The sequence below is a fragment of the Mycobacterium genavense ATCC 51234 genome (genome assembly GCF_000526915.1).
GTDB lineage: Bacteria > Actinomycetota > Actinomycetes > Mycobacteriales > Mycobacteriaceae > Mycobacterium > Mycobacterium genavense.
In genome coordinates this window covers 183,805-200,401 of the sequence record NZ_JAGZ01000007.1, presented here as the reverse complement: position 1 = coordinate 200,401, position 16,597 = coordinate 183,805, and the positions used below count along the sequence as shown (strand labels likewise).

General features: G+C 67.6%; 11 protein-coding genes and 8 pseudogenes. 5 read left to right on the top strand and 14 right to left on the bottom strand.

What is annotated here, in order from left to right; all coding sequences use genetic code 11:
• Positions 1-41: 41 nt before the first annotated feature.
• The 8 genes and pseudogenes from T428_RS34775 to T428_RS28965 all read right to left on the bottom strand — a co-directional run.
• Positions 42-254 (bottom strand): annotated as a pseudogene (locus T428_RS34775) (nuclear transport factor 2 family protein); the annotation flags it as partial.
• Positions 251-996 (bottom strand): annotated as a pseudogene (locus tag T428_RS28980) (HpcH/HpaI aldolase family protein). The pseudogenes T428_RS34775 and T428_RS28980, both read right to left, overlap by 4 nt.
• A complete protein-coding gene (locus tag T428_RS0117040) occupies positions 993-1,961 on the bottom strand; it encodes a zinc-binding dehydrogenase (protein ID WP_025737416.1) in 969 nt (322 codons plus the stop codon). The pseudogene T428_RS28980 and the gene T428_RS0117040 overlap by 4 nt, the downstream one beginning before the upstream one ends.
• A gap of 1 nt (position 1,962) precedes the next feature.
• Positions 1,963-3,138, bottom strand: coding sequence for a cytochrome P450 (locus T428_RS0117035; RefSeq protein WP_051465269.1), 1,176 nt, complete (start codon positions 3,136-3,138; stop codon positions 1,963-1,965).
• Between the two features lie 38 nt (positions 3,139-3,176).
• Positions 3,177-3,880: pseudogene (locus T428_RS28975) on the bottom strand (NIPSNAP family protein).
• Positions 3,880-4,430: pseudogene (locus tag T428_RS28970) on the bottom strand (hypothetical protein). The pseudogenes T428_RS28975 and T428_RS28970 overlap by 1 nt, the downstream one beginning before the upstream one ends.
• A gap of 164 nt (positions 4,431-4,594) precedes the next feature.
• Positions 4,595-5,758, bottom strand: a complete 1,164-nt coding sequence (locus T428_RS0117020) for a CaiB/BaiF CoA transferase family protein (RefSeq protein ID WP_025737414.1) — start codon at positions 5,756-5,758, stop codon at positions 4,595-4,597.
• Between the two features lie 10 nt (positions 5,759-5,768).
• Positions 5,769-6,917 carry an NmrA family NAD(P)-binding protein gene (locus T428_RS28965; RefSeq protein WP_211243967.1) on the bottom strand — a complete coding sequence of 383 codons (1,149 nt, stop codon included), beginning with the start codon at positions 6,915-6,917 and terminating at the stop codon, positions 5,769-5,771.
• A 149-nt stretch (positions 6,918-7,066) separates the two neighbouring features.
• Between T428_RS28965 and T428_RS0117010 the strand changes: the two genes are divergently transcribed.
• Complete coding sequence (locus tag T428_RS0117010; RefSeq protein WP_084298782.1) at positions 7,067-7,492, top strand: winged helix-turn-helix transcriptional regulator; 426 nt, start codon at positions 7,067-7,069, stop codon at positions 7,490-7,492.
• A gap of 10 nt (positions 7,493-7,502) precedes the next feature.
• Positions 7,503-8,192 carry a DUF427 domain-containing protein gene (locus T428_RS0117005; RefSeq protein ID WP_025737412.1) on the top strand — a complete coding sequence of 230 codons (690 nt, stop codon included), beginning with the start codon at positions 7,503-7,505 and terminating at the stop codon, positions 8,190-8,192.
• Positions 8,193-8,396: 204 nt separating this feature from the next.
• On the opposite strand, the gene T428_RS28960 is transcribed toward T428_RS0117005, so the two are convergent.
• From T428_RS28960 to T428_RS28950, 4 genes and pseudogenes are all read right to left on the bottom strand, one after another.
• Entirely contained in the window at positions 8,397-8,891 is a 495-nt protein-coding gene (locus tag T428_RS28960) for a ZIP family metal transporter (RefSeq protein WP_245604960.1), read from the bottom strand.
• Positions 8,892-8,979: 88 nt separating this feature from the next.
• On the bottom strand, positions 8,980-10,155 hold the full coding sequence (locus T428_RS0116995; protein ID WP_025737411.1) for an acyl-CoA dehydrogenase family protein: 1,176 nt from the start codon (positions 10,153-10,155) through the stop codon (positions 8,980-8,982).
• Positions 10,156-11,068, bottom strand: a pseudogene (locus T428_RS28955) (LLM class F420-dependent oxidoreductase).
• A 15-nt stretch (positions 11,069-11,083) separates the two neighbouring features.
• Positions 11,084-11,964, bottom strand: a pseudogene (locus T428_RS28950) (acyl-CoA thioesterase).
• Between the two features lie 365 nt (positions 11,965-12,329).
• Between T428_RS28950 and T428_RS28945 the strand changes: the two are divergent.
• The 3 genes and pseudogenes from T428_RS28945 to T428_RS0116970 all read left to right on the top strand — a co-directional run bounded on the left by T428_RS28945 (position 12,330) and on the right by T428_RS0116970 (position 14,589).
• Positions 12,330-13,147 (top strand): annotated as a pseudogene (locus tag T428_RS28945) (SMP-30/gluconolactonase/LRE family protein).
• Between the two features lie 21 nt (positions 13,148-13,168).
• Positions 13,169-13,983, top strand: a pseudogene (locus tag T428_RS28940) (thioesterase family protein).
• A gap of 54 nt (positions 13,984-14,037) precedes the next feature.
• Positions 14,038-14,589 (top strand): TetR/AcrR family transcriptional regulator, encoded by a 552-nt coding sequence (locus T428_RS0116970; protein ID WP_025737410.1) that lies wholly within the window; start codon positions 14,038-14,040, stop codon positions 14,587-14,589.
• Between the two features lie 77 nt (positions 14,590-14,666).
• Here the strand turns inward: T428_RS0116970 and T428_RS0116965 are convergent, their stop codons facing one another.
• Together T428_RS0116965 and T428_RS0116960 are read right to left on the bottom strand one after the other, a co-directional pair.
• Positions 14,667-16,016 (bottom strand): FAD-binding oxidoreductase, encoded by a 1,350-nt coding sequence (locus tag T428_RS0116965; RefSeq protein WP_036468256.1) that lies wholly within the window; start codon positions 16,014-16,016, stop codon positions 14,667-14,669.
• Positions 16,017-16,097: 81 nt separating this feature from the next.
• A complete protein-coding gene (locus T428_RS0116960) occupies positions 16,098-16,397 on the bottom strand; it encodes a hypothetical protein (RefSeq protein WP_025737408.1) in 300 nt (99 codons plus the stop codon).
• Between the last annotated feature and the right edge of the window lie 200 nt (positions 16,398-16,597).

Genomic DNA, 16,597 nt, shown 5'->3' with positions numbered 1-16,597 from the left:
GGACGAACAGGACCTGCGAGCGCGGTCGCGGTGTCGGAGCCGATGTCGATGCGCGACACCCCGGTCAGATGCAGCCCGCGCGGCGCGTCGGTGAACATCTTGGCGATGGCTTCATGACCGGCGAAAGACCGTCCGTAGACCAGGAATTCCGCGTCCGCGGTGAACAGCTGCACACACGCGTCGATGTCGCCCCCGTCCAGGGCGAGTGCATAGCCGGCTATCAGCTCACGAATCGCCGCTTCGTCGTCGCTCATTGCCCGGTCGCCTCGCGGAGGTGCTCGATCGCGCCGCGTCGCAACGCCTGCGATTCGGCGGCCAGCGTGATCATCTGAAACCCGAGCTGCGCCATGGCGTGACCGGTCTTGCCGTCGCTGGCGTGGATCCCGGTGACCAGTCCGGCTTCGGTGGCGACGCGCTGGATTTTCACGATCGCGTCCAGTACCTCCGGGTGCCGGGTCGATCCGACGGCGGCATGACCCATCGAGATAGCCAGATCGGCGGGCCCGATGTAAATTCCGGCCAGACCGTCGACCGCGCAGATGTCGGTGAGATCGGCCAGCGCAGCCGCTGTTTCGATCATGGCGAACACGCTCACCCGTGCCTCGTGGGCGGCGGGGTCGAGCCCCAGGCCGGCGCGCAGCGGGCCGAAGCTGCGGACGCCCACCGGGGGGTAACGGGTGGCGGCCACCGCCGCGGCGGCCTGCGCCGCCGACTCGATCATCGCGATGAAGATGGCGTCGGCGCCGGCGTCGAGCACCCGCCCGATCGGCGCGGGGCGGCGTTGGGCAACCGCACCGCGGTGGCGATCGGCAGCTGCTCGAGTCGCCGCAATATTCCGGCGATGTCGGCGTCGTCGAGATAGCCGTGCTGCGCGTCGAATCCGACGTAGTCGTATCCGGCGCGGGCGAATTCCTCCGGTCCGATCAGGGTCGGGCCGGTGACCCACCCGCCCCAGATCGGGGTGGGCTTGCTCAGCGCCTCGCGGAAGATGCTCACTGCGCGATCGCGATCTTCACGCGCTCGGGCACCGGCTGGCACGCCAGGTCGAAGGCCCCCTGCACGTCTGGGACGCCGAAGGTATGGGTGAGATAGCAACCGAGCAGCTCGGGGTGTTCGGCGGCGAATTTGCCGGCCAGCTCCAATACGCGTCGGCGGTCACTCGTCACACCGGATTTCAGGGTCAAATTGTTGCGCAGCATCAGACGCATGCTAATCGGGTAGGCGTCGTCGTCGGCGACGCCGAAGTAGAACACGGTGCCGCCGGGTGCGGTGGCTTCGATGGCGTGCCCCAGCGTCGCCACCTGATGACCGACGGTTTCGATGACGATATCGGCGCGGTCGGTCGGGGCCAGCTGGCTGACCCAGCGGTCGCTGGTGGCACGCACCACCTCGTCGACACCGAATGTCGTTGCGAGGCTTCGCCGGTCGACGGGATCCACCCCGGTGACGCGCCGGGCGCCGGCCGCCTTGGCGACGTAGGAAAACCACAGACCGATCGAGCCCTGCCCGATGATGGCGACGTGCCGGCCGGCCAGGTCCGGCAATTGCTCGCAGGCGTAGAGCACACACGCCAGCGGCTGCAGCCCGACCGCCTGCGCCGCGGTCAGCCCGGGGTCGTACGGCGCGAGCCCGTCGCCGTCGCTGATCACTCGCTCCATCAACCCGTCGAAGCCGGAGGCCCAGCCCACCACGCGGTCGCCGGGACGGTGTTGCCGGTGGCGGCTGGCGATGACCTCGCCGGCCACTTCGTGGATCGGGAAGCCGTCCTTCTCGGCGGCGCTTGCTCCGTCGTCACCCGGCAGTCGGCCCTTGGCGCCGCGGAAGGCCGGCAGGTCGCTGCCGCACACTCCGGCCGCCAGGAACCGCAGCAGCACCTGTCCCTCGGACAGGTCGTCGGCGGTCTTGTCGGCGACCGACGTGCGCTCGAACTCGTACGGCGCGACGATCCGGTAGGACCACACGTCAGACCTCCACCGGGATCGAGTTCCATCCCCACTGGAAGCTGGACGGATACCGAGTCGCGTCCCGGTCGTTGATCTCGAAGTCCGGCACCCTGCGCAGCCATTCCTGCACCAGCACAGCGACTTCCAGCTGGGCCAAGTGGTAGCCGATGCAGAAATGCTGGCCGCGACCGAACGCCAGCATGCGCTTGATGGGCCGGTCCCAGACGAACTCGTCCGGGTCTGGGTACTCCCGCTCGTCGCGATTGGCCGAGGCGAGCAGCGTGATCACCCGCTGTCCCGGCTGGAGGGTCTGGCCGTGAATCGTGTACGGCTTGCGGACCGTTCGAGCAAACCACTGCGCCGGCGCGCAATACCGAATCATCTCTTCCCGGGCCACCGGCACGTTGGCGGCGGGATCGGCACGCACGGCCGCCATTTGGTCCGGCCGCCGGCCGAGCTCCCATAGCCCGTGCGCGACGATCTTGGGCACGGTTTCGGTGCCGCCGATGAAGATGCAGAGCATCTGCGTCGCGGTTTCGACGTCGTCGAGGGCGCTGCCGTCGGGTAGCCGGTAGCCCAGCAACCCGTCGACGACCGGAAGCGGGTCGCCGGACTGGTCGGCGCGGCGGCGCTTGACGACCGGGATGAGGTGTTCCAGATAGTTGGGCCGGGCCTGCGCGGTGTCGACACCCGCACCGGGCTCGGCGAGGCTGCCGGCATTGACGGCGGCCAGTACTTGTGGCGCGAGTTCGGTTGACAATCCCAGCAAGTCGCACACCATCGAGGCCGCGACGATGCCGCCGTAGTCCTGGGTCAGGTCGAACGACCCTTGCGGCAGCAGCAGGTCGAGGCGTTCGTTGGCCAGCTCACGGATCCTGGCCTCCAGCCCGGCGACCGCCCGCGGCCGCAACGGCGCCGAGTGTGCCCGACGGATCTCTCCGTACAGGTCGGTGTCGAACACGGCGTGAAATGGCAAGGGGTGCAACGGCGGATCCTCGACCGGCCCGATGTTGTGCTTGGCCAGCACCGTCGCCGGGGGCAGGGTTCCTTCCGACGCGACGAAGGTTCCGTCGTTGACTTCGAGAACCTGCCAGATGTCCTCGAAGCGGGACAGCGCGTACGTGTCCCACTGCGGGATGTAGTAGACCGGGTAGTGGTCGCGCAGAGTCCGGTAGTACGGCAAGGGATTTGCCATGACGTCCGCGTCGAAAGGGTCGTATGCGAAGTCTGCGCTCACTGCAGCGGAGAGGGCGGTAGGGCCTGCAGAATCGAGTCTTCCCAGCCGTCCCGCAGGGCCGGTGCCACGCTCATCCAGGTGACGATCTCGGCGGGCGGGCTGTCCTTCCACGACGGGTAGTGGTTGGCGAAGCAGTCCCAGCCGCCGTCCAGCGCCCAGTAGTGGATGACCTCGTTGAATCGGAACGTGGTGGTGAACGAGCCCAGCCAGCGTTTCCCGGTGCGCTCCGACCACGGAACGTACAGCCGTTCCAGCTCGCGGATGTAGTCGTCCTGGCGTCCCGGCTTGGTCTGCATGATCTCCTGAACACCAGTGGCGCAGTGAAATTCGCCTCGCGCAGTTGGGCCAGGGTTTTGTTGCTGGGGCCGGGGTACATGATCCGCCCCACCCCCGAGGCGCCGATCTCGGCCAGAAAAGCCGACCACTTACCGGCCGCGACCTCGTGACTGCCGCCGCGGGCCTGGGCTGCCCCGATCCGCGCGTAGTCGGAAGACCCGTCGATCTCCCAGATGACCGTCACCTGCGGCCAGTGGCCGTTGTACGACGTGGTTTCCCACATCGCGAACAGCCGGGCGCCGAGCGCGTCCATCATCGGCTGGTAGGTGTCGGTGAAAACCTCGGTGAAACGGTCGCTTAACGCCGATCCCAACGAGATCGTCTCGTGCAGGTAGAGTAGGGTGTGACCGTAATACTTCTTCATCAGTCCAGCCGGCTCGTCTCACACAGCAGCGTCTCGGTCGGCTCCACCAATGCGGACGGAATCCCCGCTGCAGCAAGGGCATAGCCCTTGAACTTGCGCGCGGCGGCGGTCAGCACATGCTGGGCTCGGGTCATGCCGCGGTTCACGCCCAACGGCCAGCCGTCACCCCACAGCGCGACCTCGGTCAGGTGGTCATCCAACGATTTGAGCACCTTGTCGCGCACTCGGGCATCCGAGCTGAACGCCTCGGCACTGACGGCCAGGGTCTGACTCGTCGAACCCATCGCGGTGGGAACGAGGTCGGATACGGTGTCCACCGCCACCCCGACGATGCGCAGCGGGCGCGTGTCGCAGCGACTCGGCAGCAGGACGGTCACCTCCCACCCGGCCATCACCCGGTCGTAGAGCCAGCCGCCGGCCGAGTGCACGACGTCGACGGCGCTGCCCGCCACCACGTCCAGTCGATACCGCAGACACTCGCCGTTGCCGCGGGCGGCCCGTCCTGGGCCAAGCCCCCGCTCTGGCTGATGTCGAACGTCGGAGTGACCATCAAATCCGTTCCTCACCGCCACACCGCGGAGTGCGTCGCTCCAAGGCAGCTGCAGCGCTTGTCATGGGCTTCCCAAGGGCTGACGCCGCCTCACACAGCGGGTGACGCGGCTCATGCCACAGCGTGACACTCCCGCCGAAAGTTGTAAAGCTTCGCGTCAGCGGTCAGGAGCGGCGCCGGGCCTTCAGTTCGGCCAGGATCTCGTCGGTGTGCTGACCCAGTTGCGGGGCGGCGGAGCGCGGCGCCCACGGCGTGCCGTGGAAATCCGCCGGGGTGGCCACCATCGCGATGCTGGACTCGCCGTCGTCGACGATCCCGCCCGCGGCATGGAACTGCTCGTCGGCCACGACGTCCTCCAGCGAGTTGATCGGCGACCAGAAGAAGTCCGGTTCGGCCGCAAACGCCTGCGCCCAATCGTCCAGCGAACGGGTCGCGAAGATCTCGTCCAACTCGGCGATCAGCTCCAGGCCGTTGACGAAGCGGGCGGTCGCATCACGGTAACGCGGGTCGTCGAGCCATTCGGGGTGCCCGACGACGCGGCACAGCGGCGGCCAGTGCCGGTCGCCTTCCAGGCCGACGATCCAGAAGCGCCGCCCGTCGCCGGCGGCGTAGTTGTTCATGCAGGAATTGCCCATCGTTTCACGTTGGCCGATCGCGATCGGCTGGCCGGTCAGCAGACAGGTGTTGAGGTCGAAGCTGACGGTGTAGGCGCCCTGACGGTACAGCGAGGTGGTCACCAGCTGACCGGTCCCGGTGCGCTCGCGGGCCAGCAGCGCCGCGCAGATGGCCGCGGCCAGGGTCATGCCGGCCGAGTGGTCGCCCATGCCGCCACGCTGGAACGGCGGCGTCTGGCCGGGCCGGGTGAGCAGGTGGGCCACCCCGGCGCGCGACCAGAACGCGGCCACATCGTAGGCGGCCCGATCGGCGTCGGGGCCATCCTGCCCGTAGCCGGTGATCAGGCCGTAGACCAGGCGCGGATGGCGGGCGGACACCGACTGGAAGTCCAGGCCGAGGCGCCGCAGCGCGGCGGGGCGGACGTTGGTCACGAAAACGTCTGCGCCGGCCAGCAATTCGAAGGCGGTCTCGCGGCCCTCGGCGCCTGCGAGGTCCAACACGATGCTGCGCTTGGAGCGGTTGTCCAGTTCGAATGGCGGGTTGACGCCGAGGTCGCAGCCCAGCATCCGGCCGAACATGCGGCCCGGGTCGCCGGCCGGCGGCTCGATCTTGATGACGTCGGCACCCCAATCCGCCAGGATGGCGCTGGCGGCCGGACCGGCCACCCACACTCCGAGTTCGACGACTTTGAGGCCTTCCACCGGTTTTGGCATGGCTAAGTTCCTACTCCGCGGCGCAACCGACCCTCGCCACGGGGGCATCGATTCGAAGGCGGTCAGACGTTCCCGTCGGGGCACCGGTGACCCGCGCGGTCCGGTGTATCGGAGTACGCGCGGGCACCGGCGACGGCTGACCGCGCCACGCCGGCCGCCTTGTGCGGCCCGCAGTCGATAAGCTGCTCGTCGAATCGTCGTCCCCGCACCGCCTTACGCTGCCGGCGACACGCCCGTTCAACTGGCCTTGAGCTGACTCCGCCGCACGAAACGGCCGTCGTGGTCGAACTCGGCCCGGTTGGCGTTGACGTAGTCGGCCACGGTCATCGGCGGGTGCCCGCCGATCACCTCGACCAAGTTGTTCTCGCCCGGCGAAGATGCCGTCCTGGTAGTCCTGGGCGACGCTGCTGATGTGCTGCACGAAGAATTCCGGGAAGCCCGCGGCGGTCAATCCCGCTGCGAAGACAGGAATCGAGACCGGCTCGTAGCGGACCGGGAAGCCGAGCGTGTCGGCGATTTCGTCGGCGATCCGGTAGTGGTCGAGCTCGTGAGCACCGACCAACGGGTATACCTGGCGGTCGTGCGGCGCGGGGTTCTGCAGGATCGCGGCAATCACCGCGGCCTGGTCGGCGCCGGAGATGGGTGCGTGGCGGCCGGCGCCGAAGGGCAGCCGTAGCACGCCCTCGTCGTCATCGCGCTGCCATTGCCATTTCAGCCACTCGGCGAAAAAGGTGGGCCGCAAGTGGGTGGTTTTGAACGCCGCACGGTCCAGCAGCCGCTCGACGATCCAATGATGCTGGGCCGCATTGCTTTTCGCTTCCCGGCGTGCGGAGATCTGCGACATGTTGACCACCGCGTCGACGCCGGCCTCACTGGCGGCCTGGGCAAAGATCGCGGTGGCGGGCAACAGGCTGTCCGGCGCGATCGGATAGCAGAAATAGGCGGCGTCGACGCCGGTCATGGCCGAGCTGATTGAACGGAAATCCAGCAGATCGCCCTGCACGATCTCGGCGCCCAGGGCGGCCAGCGCGTCGGAGCGATGGTCGATGCGGTGCACGAAGGCGCGGACCCGATGGCCGGCTGCGCGCAGCATCTCCACGGTGGGCGCCCCGGTGTTGCCGGTGGGTGCGGTGATCAGGAACAGCTTCTCTTTCGGCATTTCGGCTCCTATGTCTGACTAACGATAGTGTTATTTAGATCAAAGTACGGTATGCTGACTAACGCAAGCGTTATTCATAGGAGAGCTCGGTGGAGTTCGAGAAGCGGCTGCAGGATCGGCAGCAGTGGTCGGTCAACGATCGCTGCTCGATGTCGAAGGTGCTCGACTTGCTCAGCACCAAAACCACATTCCAGGTGCTTCGCGAGTTGTTCTTCGACACGACGCGTTTCGAGGACTTCGTGCAGCGGACCGGGACGTCGGCTCCGGCGGCGTCGCGGGCCCTCAAGCAGCTGGAGGCCGCGCGCATCGTCACTCGCGTCCCCTACCGGGAGCCGGGCAGTCGGGCCCGCGACGAATACCGGCTGACCGAAGCCGGGGAGGACCTGTTGCCGGTGTTCATGTCGCTGGTGCAGTGGGGCGACCGCTACCTGCAGGACGGGCCGGCGCCGCTGGCGTTCATCGACGCCGACACCGGCCAAACCCTCGCCGTCCGCGTGACGGCCGAGACCGGCGCCCCGAAGAAGCGCTCGTCGGACATCGAGATACGCGGTCACAGCGCCGGGCGCCGGCGCTAGCCTGAGCATCATGACTCTGGTGGCCGGACGTGGTCCGCTCAGCAGCGACCCGGCGGGTCGGTTCTGTCCCCCGCTGCCCGGCGGCGTCGTCTACATCGAGCCGCATCCGCGCCGCGTCCAGGCGTTCAAGGACGGGCGCCCGGTGATCGACACCGAGCAGGTGCTGATGGTGCACCGGCAAAGCCAACCGCTGAGCTACCTGTTCCGCGCCGACCAGGTCGGCGACCTACCGGCCGAATCCGAGCCGGAGGCACCGGGTTTCGTACACGTGCCGTGCGATGCCGTCGACACCTGGCTCGAAGAAGGCCGCGAACTCGTTCACTACCCGCCGAATCCGTATCACCGCGTCGACTGCCGCCCCACCCGGCGGCACCTGCGGGTCAGCGTCGACGGTCGCACGCTGGTGGATACCGACGAGACTGTGATCGTCTTCGAGACCGCGCTGGAGCCAAGGCTTTACGTCGATCCCGCGCATGTGCGCACCGATCTGGTCCGCCGCTCGGAGATGACGAGCTACTGCAACTACAAGGGTTACGCGACGTACTGGTCCGCGGATGACATTAAGGACATCGCCTGGAGCTATCCGGATCCGCCCCCGGAAAGCTTGCCCATCAAGGGGTTTCTGAGTTTCGACGATGCGCGCGCCGAGGTGCTGGCCGAACTCCCGCTCAGCTCGCCAGCGCCACGATCGCAAACATGAACGCCACCCCACCGAGAGTGCATACCAGCGTGGCAGCAGTGCGATGTCCGGTGTGTGCTTTCGGCAGAATGTCGGCACTCGCCAAATACATCAGGAATCCCGCGAAGAAACCGAGGTAGACCGCGAGTAGGCGATGGGGAATCGTCGACAGCAGCGTCAGGCCCGCACCGACAACCGGTGCGATGGCATCAGCGACCAGCAGTGTCAGCGCCCTACGGCGGCATTGCCGTAAATCGACGTCACCGTGTAGGTGTTGAAGCCGTCCGCGAAGTCGTGGCCGATCACCGCCACCGCGACCACTGTTCCCACTCCCGCCCCCGCCTGGAAGGCGGCACCGATGGCGAATCCGTCCATCACGCTGTGGCCCACCAGCCCCGACGCCGCCAGCAGTCCGACATTGGGCGCTTCGGCGATAACCGAGTCGTTGGGTGCTTGACCGCGGTGAATGCCGACGGTGTGTTCGACGATGTGCAACACGAGAAAGCCGCGCACGAATGCCACGAGCGGAGCAGGTATACCGAATAAGACCCAACCGTCGCGAGGACTCAGCGCTTCGGGCAGCAGGTCGAAGCTCACCGCACCCAGCATCAGCCCGGCGGCCAGGCCCAGCACGAGATTTCGGAAGGAACCGATACGCAGCGCCGCGTAGCCGCCCAACAACGTCGTGAGAAACGAACCGAGGGCCACCAAAACGGCCACCGCACGGCCTGCCTTTCCGCCGCCCGTTCACTCGGAGCAGCACGGCTCAATCCTATGGCGGCAACCCGGGTGAAGAGAGCCGAAGCCGTTAGCCACCGTAGCTGGGGCGCCCGAGTTTCAGCTCGTGCTGGGCGATCATGTTGCGGAAGACCTCCATGGTGCCGCCGTAGATCCCGGCGGGCACGCCGTGCCGGAAGATGAATTCGACGGCACCGTCGTCCGCGGAACCCGTTGTGTCGGTGGGCAATGCCGATGCCGTCCCGAGCATGTCCATCAGTTCCGGGGACACGTCACGCATGGTCTGGATGAGCGCCACACGTCCATATATGCCGGGAGTGGACAACGCCGCCTCGATGCGGGCCATGCATCGCCCGAGCCGATACTTGATCGATTCGTCGTCAATCGGGCGCCGCCCGTTGGCATCCGGCTTCGACAGAATCGCCACCACTCCGTCGGCCGCCTCGGCCATCAGCTGGCCATGCTCCGACATCATCGAAACATTTTGCAGGCCATGGTTTTCGGTCTCGGTAATGCCGTGCTCGGCGTCGAGGGCGAAGCGCATCACCGTCCAGCCGCCGTTGACCTCGCCGATCCGGTAGAGGTCGTCGACTCGCACGTCGCTGTAGTACACGATGTTGGTGCGGTCGCCGTCCAGTGTGCGGATGCCCTGGATCTGGATGCCCTCCGAATCCAGCGGCACCAGAAACATGGTCAGGCTCTTGTGTTTCGGCGCTTGCGGATCGGTATTGGTGAGCAGGAAGACGTACTTGGCGTTCTGCGCGTTCGAGGTGAACATCTTGGAGCCGTTGATGACCCATCCGTCGCCGTCGCGCACGGCCCGGGTTTTGCAGGTCGCCACGTCGGAGCCGCCCTCGGGCTCGGTGTAGCCCAGGCACAACCGGATCTCACCGGCCAGCACGCCCGGCAACAACGCGTCGACGAGTTCGGGCGCCCCGAATTGTTGGACCAACCGTGCCACGACCGCCGTCGTGCCCCAGTGGAACCACGGTGTGTGGGCACGGCCGATCTCGAGGTGAAAGATCCGCCGGCGCACCGGATCGAATCCCCCTTCGGACTCCTGCTTGAAATCCGACGTCAGATAGCCCTCTTTGGCCAGCGCCAAATGCACTGGCTCACTGAAGTTTTCACCAGTCTCGCGATCACGCCGCAGCACTTCCTCGGTGACGTGCTCGGCGATGAACGACCGGGTGTGGTCGAAGAATTCCTGGTCCTCGGGCGAGAGGTCGACGTGGGAGAAGTCCATTTAGGCCGCGTCGATCACGAGGGTGCGGAATGGGTCGAGCGTCTCGAGCACGTGCGCGATGCTGTCGCCGGGCAGATGGACACTGACCCAGGTGACCCCCAGCTTCTCCAGCTTGGCCAGGCCTTCGAGGTAGGCGTCGGCGTTGAACGCGTCATCGGTCGGGCTGCCGCCCTCGAAGTTGGTGGAGGTGATGTCGATCGCCGAGAAGTCCCTGCCCTCGGCATCGCATCGGCGCCGCAGATCGTCGATGCCGGCGGTGGGCTTCTCCAGCGAGTCGATGACGGCGGTGCCGGCGGTCTGCGCGAGCTGCGGTGGCGCGGGGAAAGGGCACCAGCCGTCGCCGTACTGCGCCACCCGCTGACGCGACGCCGTGGTGTTGCCGCCGATCCAGATCGGCGGGCTACTGGGCGGTCGGGGGTGTGCGGTGATGCCACGCGCTGAAATGCTTGCCCTCGAAGGTGATATCGTCCCCGCTCCAGATCGCCCGGATCACTTGCAGGGATTCCTCGAACAGCTCGGCCCGTTCGTCGTAGCTGACCCCCAGCGCCGCGAACTCGCGCTTGAGGTAGCCCACGCCGACCGCCAGGGTGAAGCGGCCACCGGACAGCAGGTCCAGGGTGACGCCGGATTTGGCCACCACCAACGGGTTTCGATACGGCAGCACCACGATGTTGGGGATCAACCGCAGCGTGGACGTGGTGGCCGCCGCGAAACCCAATGCGACAAGGGGATCTAACGAGTCGTGGCCGCCGGCCTCGAGCCACCGCTGTGACGGCGCCGGATGATCGGTGAAGCCGAAACCGTGGATGCCGGCCGCCTCGGTGGCCGCGGCCACCTTCCCGATGCCGTCCCCACTGGCCAGCTCCGGATTGTAGGGGTGGGTGTGCATCGGGTGGGTGATCGTGAAGCGCATCGGTGTTCCCAGCCGTCAGAACCGGGCGCGCGAGTCGATCGCCGTGTCGCTGGTGCGCAGCGGCCGAATCAGCGCCTCCTGCGCGAACGAGGCCAGCAGTTCGCCCTCCTCGGTGTGCACGGTGCCGCGCACGTACGACATGCCCGCCCCGACCTGGGTGCTCTCGTGGGTGTAGAGCAGCCATCCGGTCCAGCTGACCGGTTCGTGGAAGGCCACCGAGATGCTCATCGGCGCGGTGGACACGGTCAGGTGGGCCTGGGCGGTGCCGATGCCCTCGTGCGCGCGCATGGTGGTGGAGATGCCGAGGTGGCCGGTGAAGTACGCCAGCAGGGCCTTGGCCAGATCGTCGCGGGTGGGGATCGGGTCGTAATGCAACCAGGCGTACAGCTCCGGCGGCCCGACCTCGTCGGGACTGTTGACGTCGACGACGTCGACCAGGCGCAGTTCCCGGCCGACCATCGGCATCGGCGAGTGGTTGGCATTGGCGGGCGCAGCCACGTCCGGCCTGGGCAGGTGGTGGCGGATGACGTCGGGAGTCGGGACGTCGGCCAGCACCGTGATGCTCAGGCAGCGCCGCCCGTTCTGGTGGACGGCGACGACCGCGGTGGCGGTGGAGCGGCCCTCGGACACCACGTCGATCACCAGCTCGATCGGCGGGCCGACGGTCACCGCCCGGGAGAACACCGCGTGCGCCGAGCGCACCGACTTGCCGGGAAGCGTTTGGCCACGGCGACTATCGCCTGGGCGAGCACCTGGGTGCCCTCCACCACCTGGCGTTCGTCGCCAACGGCGATGCCGGTTTCGCCGGTGAAGCGGTCGTCGCCGTCGGACCGCACGTCAAACAGATCCAGCAGGCCGGCGACCGTCCATTCAGTCTGTTCAGATTCCGTGGTCAAATCCGATCCACCTCTCGCGCCGGCAGCTTTCGGCTCAGCGTGACACTTTGAGTAGGATTTGTAAGGCTTGGCTAACAAGACTCCGGCGAGCACTGCGGGCAGCACAACGGAAAACGCAGAGCGGCAACTCAATTGGATATGGTGACGGCACGTCAGAGACCGCGTTCACCCCGCCCGCGGAGACCGTGTACTACGTCGTCACCAATTCCGGCAGCGCACATCGGCAAACTGCCGCCGCTGCCGCCTGGCGGAAGCGGGTCGCGACGGTGACCGGGTCTTCACGTGGCAGCTCGCCCGGGCGGCAGATTGACACCAGCGCCGACATTGCATGACACTTCTGCGGTGTTTTGTACAGGCCCGAGCCGATGATCCCCGAGCCGCTGGCCAACGGGTTCTGCTTCGGCGAAGGCCCCCGGTGGTTCGAGGGCCTGCGGTGGTTCTCCGACATGCTCGGCGAAGCCGTCCACACCTCGACGTTGGCGGGGCGATGACCACGCTGCCGCTGCCGGGGCGCTCGCCGTCGGGCCTGGGTTTCCGTCCCGACGGGTCGCTCCTGATCGTCTCGACCGAAGACCGGCGGGTGCTGCGCTACGACGGGGAAACCGTGGTCGAGATCGCCGATCTCACTCCCCTGGTCCCCGCCAATCTCGGGGACATGGTCATCGACGACACCGGGCGCGCCTACATCGGCTCCCAGGCGCGAACCGGCGGCGTCATCGTGCGCCTCGATCCCGACGACAGCGCCACCGTCGTGGCCTCCGACCTCGACTTTCCCAACGGCATGGTCATCACGCCGGACCGCACGACGTTGATCGTCGCCGAATCGACCGGCCGCCGGCTCGCCGCCTTCACGATCGACGGCGCCGGCGCGCTGGCCGACCGCCGGGTCTTCGCCGAGGGCCTGGACGGACCGCCGGACGGCATCGCCCTGGACGCCGAGGGCGGCGTCTGGACATCGATGACGCTGGCCCACCAATTCGAGCGGATCGTTGCGGGCGGCGCCGTCACCGACCGCATCGACATGGGCGAGCGGGTCGCCATCGCCTGCATGCTGGGCGGCCCCGAACGCCGCATCCTGTTTCTGCTGTCGAGCACGGAGGCCTATCCTCAGCGGCTGGTGGGCACCAAACTGTCGCGGCTCGATGCCGTGCAGGTCGCCACGCCCGGCGCCGGGTTGCCCTGAGACACCCGAGAGGGAGAGCACGTGACCGACTCCTATTACGAGCTGATCGACGACGCCGACCGTTGGGCGAGAAGTTCCGGGCGACCGACCTGGCCCGCGGCACCTGGTCGGCGGCGATCCAGCACGGCGGCCCGGTGTCGGCGCTGCTGGTCCGAGCGCTGGAACGCTGCGAGCAGCGCGACGACACCCGGCTGTCCCGCGTCGTGATCGACCTGCTGGGCGGGGTGCCGGCCGACGGTGACAGCTGGGTACGCTCGCACGTGCAGCGCGGCGGCAAACAGATCGAGCTGCTCACCGCCGAGATGCTGGCCCCCGGTCCGGACGGCGAGCCGCGGCCGGTGGCGCGCGCCAGTGGCTGGAGGCTGCAGCAGCAGGACACCCGGGCCGTCGCGCACGCGGCCGCCGAGCTGCCCCGGCCCCGCACCGACGCCCGCAACCTCAAGGCCAAGGAATGGGACCGCAACTACGTGCACAGCCTGGAGTGGCTGTGGCTGACCGTGCCGCTGAAGCCGGGCCCGGGCGAATCGTGGATCAAGCCGGAGGTGGATCTGGTCCAGGGCGAGACGATGACGCAGCTGGAGCGGCTGTTCGCGGTGGCCGACTGCGCCAACGGCATCGGCAGCAAGCTCGACATCACCAAGTGGACCTTCCTGAACACCGATCTGGCGGTGCACGTGTTTCGTGTTCCCGAGGGGGAATGGGTCGGCATTCGGGCGGAGACCAGCTATGGGCCGGACGGCATCGGGACGACGATCGGCACGTTGTACGACGAGCAGGGCGCGGTCGGCGCCATCCAGCAGTCCGTGCTGGTGCGCCGGCGCCCGGACAAAGCCTGACGGGGGGACAGCACGGATGTGGCTAGTTCGGCAATACTTCGTAAAGTCTCAGGTATGACGCACCCGTTCGCCGCCGTGACCATCGCCGAGGCTGACACCTCGACGCGTCAGCGGATCCTGTTGGCGACCGCCGAGGTGCTCGGGCGCAACGGCAAGACCAAGCTCAGCCTGTCCGAGGTCGCCGCCCAGGCCGGGGTTTCGCGGCCCACGCTCTACCGGTGGTTTGCGTCCAAGGAAGAGCTGTTGTTGGCGTTCTCGCAGTATGAGCGCCAGCTTTTCGAAAGCGGTTTGGTGCGCGCCACCGCGGGGCTCAAAGGCTACGACAAGCTCGACGCCGTGCTGCGCTTCATCGTCGACTACCAGCATTCGTATTCGGGTGTGCGCATGGTCGACGTCGAACCCGAGCACACCATCGCCCAGTTCGCCCATGTGATCCCGCAGATGCGCGACGGCCTGCAGCGGCACCTGCCCGGGCCCAACGCCGCGGTGAAGGCGGCGACCGTGATCCGGATCGCCATCTCGCACTACATCGTTCGCAGCGACGACGCCGAGCAGTTCCTGGCCCAGCTGCGCCACGCCGTCGGCATCAAACCGACCGCCGACTGACCTCTCCGCGAAACTGTATTCCGCTACCTATTTTTCGAGAAGACGCGTCGCGGAATACAGTTTCGCGACGGCAGGTGTCAGTCGAACAGCACGGCCGCGTTCAGGTATCCCGTCGGGTCCAGCGCCGACTTGACCGATCGCATCGTCGCGATATCGGTTGCCGCCCTTGACATTTCGAGGTAGGCGCGCTTGCGGCTGCCGACACCATGTTCGGAGCTGACATTGCCGCCGTATGCCGCGATTAGGTCCATCATGGGCCCGTAGAGCCCCTGCTCTTCTTCCGGCGGCACGCGCATCACGTTGAGATGCAGGTTGCCCTCCCCGACATGGCCGAACAGCACGGGCACCGCGTCACCGACCCGCTCGCGGACCAAAGCGACGGCGTCCGCGGCGAACCCGGCGATCGCCGCCAGCGGCAGTGACACGTCGAACTTCAGCGGCGGCCCATACAAGCCAAGCACCTCGGCCAGCGATTCACGAACCCGCCAGAGTCGTTGCTGGGCAGCAACATCCACGCCTACTGCGGGTTCGGCGGACATCGGCGCGCCGTCGAGCAGGTCGGCCAGGCGCTCGGTCTGGTCGTGATCGGTGGCCAGCTCGACCAGCAGCAGCCAGTCCGCCTCGACCGAAGCACCGATCCCCAGATGCTCGGCGGTCAGCGCGCCGGCGCGGCCGTCGATCAGCTCGAGCGCGGCGATCCCGTCCACGTCCCGAAAGGTGCGGGCGGTGGCGATCAGCGCGTCGAGATCGTCGAAGCCGCACACCGCGGTCACCCGATGCGACGGCGTGGGGTGCAGCCGCAGATCTAGTGCGGTGATCACCCCGAGGGTGCCCTCGGCGCCGACGAACAGCGCGGGTAGGTCGTATCCGGTGTTATCGCTGCGCACCAGGCTGTGCCGGCGCAGCAGCGACCCGTCGGGCAGCGCCACGTCCAGGCCGACGACCTGCTTGCCCATGTTGCCGTAGCGGACCGTGCGCAGCCCGCCGGCGTTCGTCGAGGCCATGCCGCCGACCGTCGCGGTGTCGCGAGCGGCCAGGTCCACGCCGAACACCAGGCCCGCCGCGGTCGCGGCGTGTTGCACCGCGGCCAGCGTGGCTCCGGCACCGACCGCGATGCGGCGTTCGACGGTGTCGATATCGCCCAGCGCCACAAGCCTTTCGGTGGACAGCAGCACGTCGTCGTGCTCCGGAACGGTGCCGGCCACCAGCGAGGTGCGACCGCCCTGCACCGTGACATGTGCCCCGGCGTCACGGCAGACCCGCAACACCTCGGCGACCTGCTCGGCGGACTCCGGACGCACCAACGCGCTGGCCTTGCCGCGGTAGCGGCCGGTGTGGTCGACGCTGCGACCTTCCAGCACGTCGGGGTCGGTGACGACGTGCTTGAAGCCGACGATCCCCTTCAGGTCGCGCAAACTGCCTGGCATGTCCGCGGTTATAGCACCCGCCGGCGCCCGCGCGGCCGGCCGGCTCGCGGGACCTCGAGGATCACGCCACGTCGGGATGTTTCATCGTTGGCCGGCGAGGTGCTGGTCGACGCACGTGGCGCGGCTGGTCGGCAACTGGTACTGGTCGCAGTCCGGGTAACCCGTTGACGGCAGCGACCGTCTGGCGGGCTGTTGTCCCTCGCAGATCGCAATGGCGTTGCCGTCGCCGCCGTTGGCCTGGATGCAGCTCTTGCACTCCGCGGACATCTGCGGCGGCTGCGGGATCACACACGGAACGGCGTTCGCCGGTGATGCGGCGATTATTGCCGAGAACGGCACCGCGAGCAGGGCCCCGGCCGCCGTGACGATCACCTTCCTCATGATCGTTCCTCCTATTTGTATCTGCTGTGATCGCACGGCAGCACCGGCTGGGGAGGCTGCGGAAACGTCATTCCCAGGTCTTTGCAGTAGGGGCACGTGTTCCACGGGTGGTTGTCGCAGTTGTCGGATTTGGCCTGGTGGAATGGGTCCTCGCAGGTGCGTTCGCCGTTGGCGGGCGTACGCGCAGGTGGGCTCGGCGT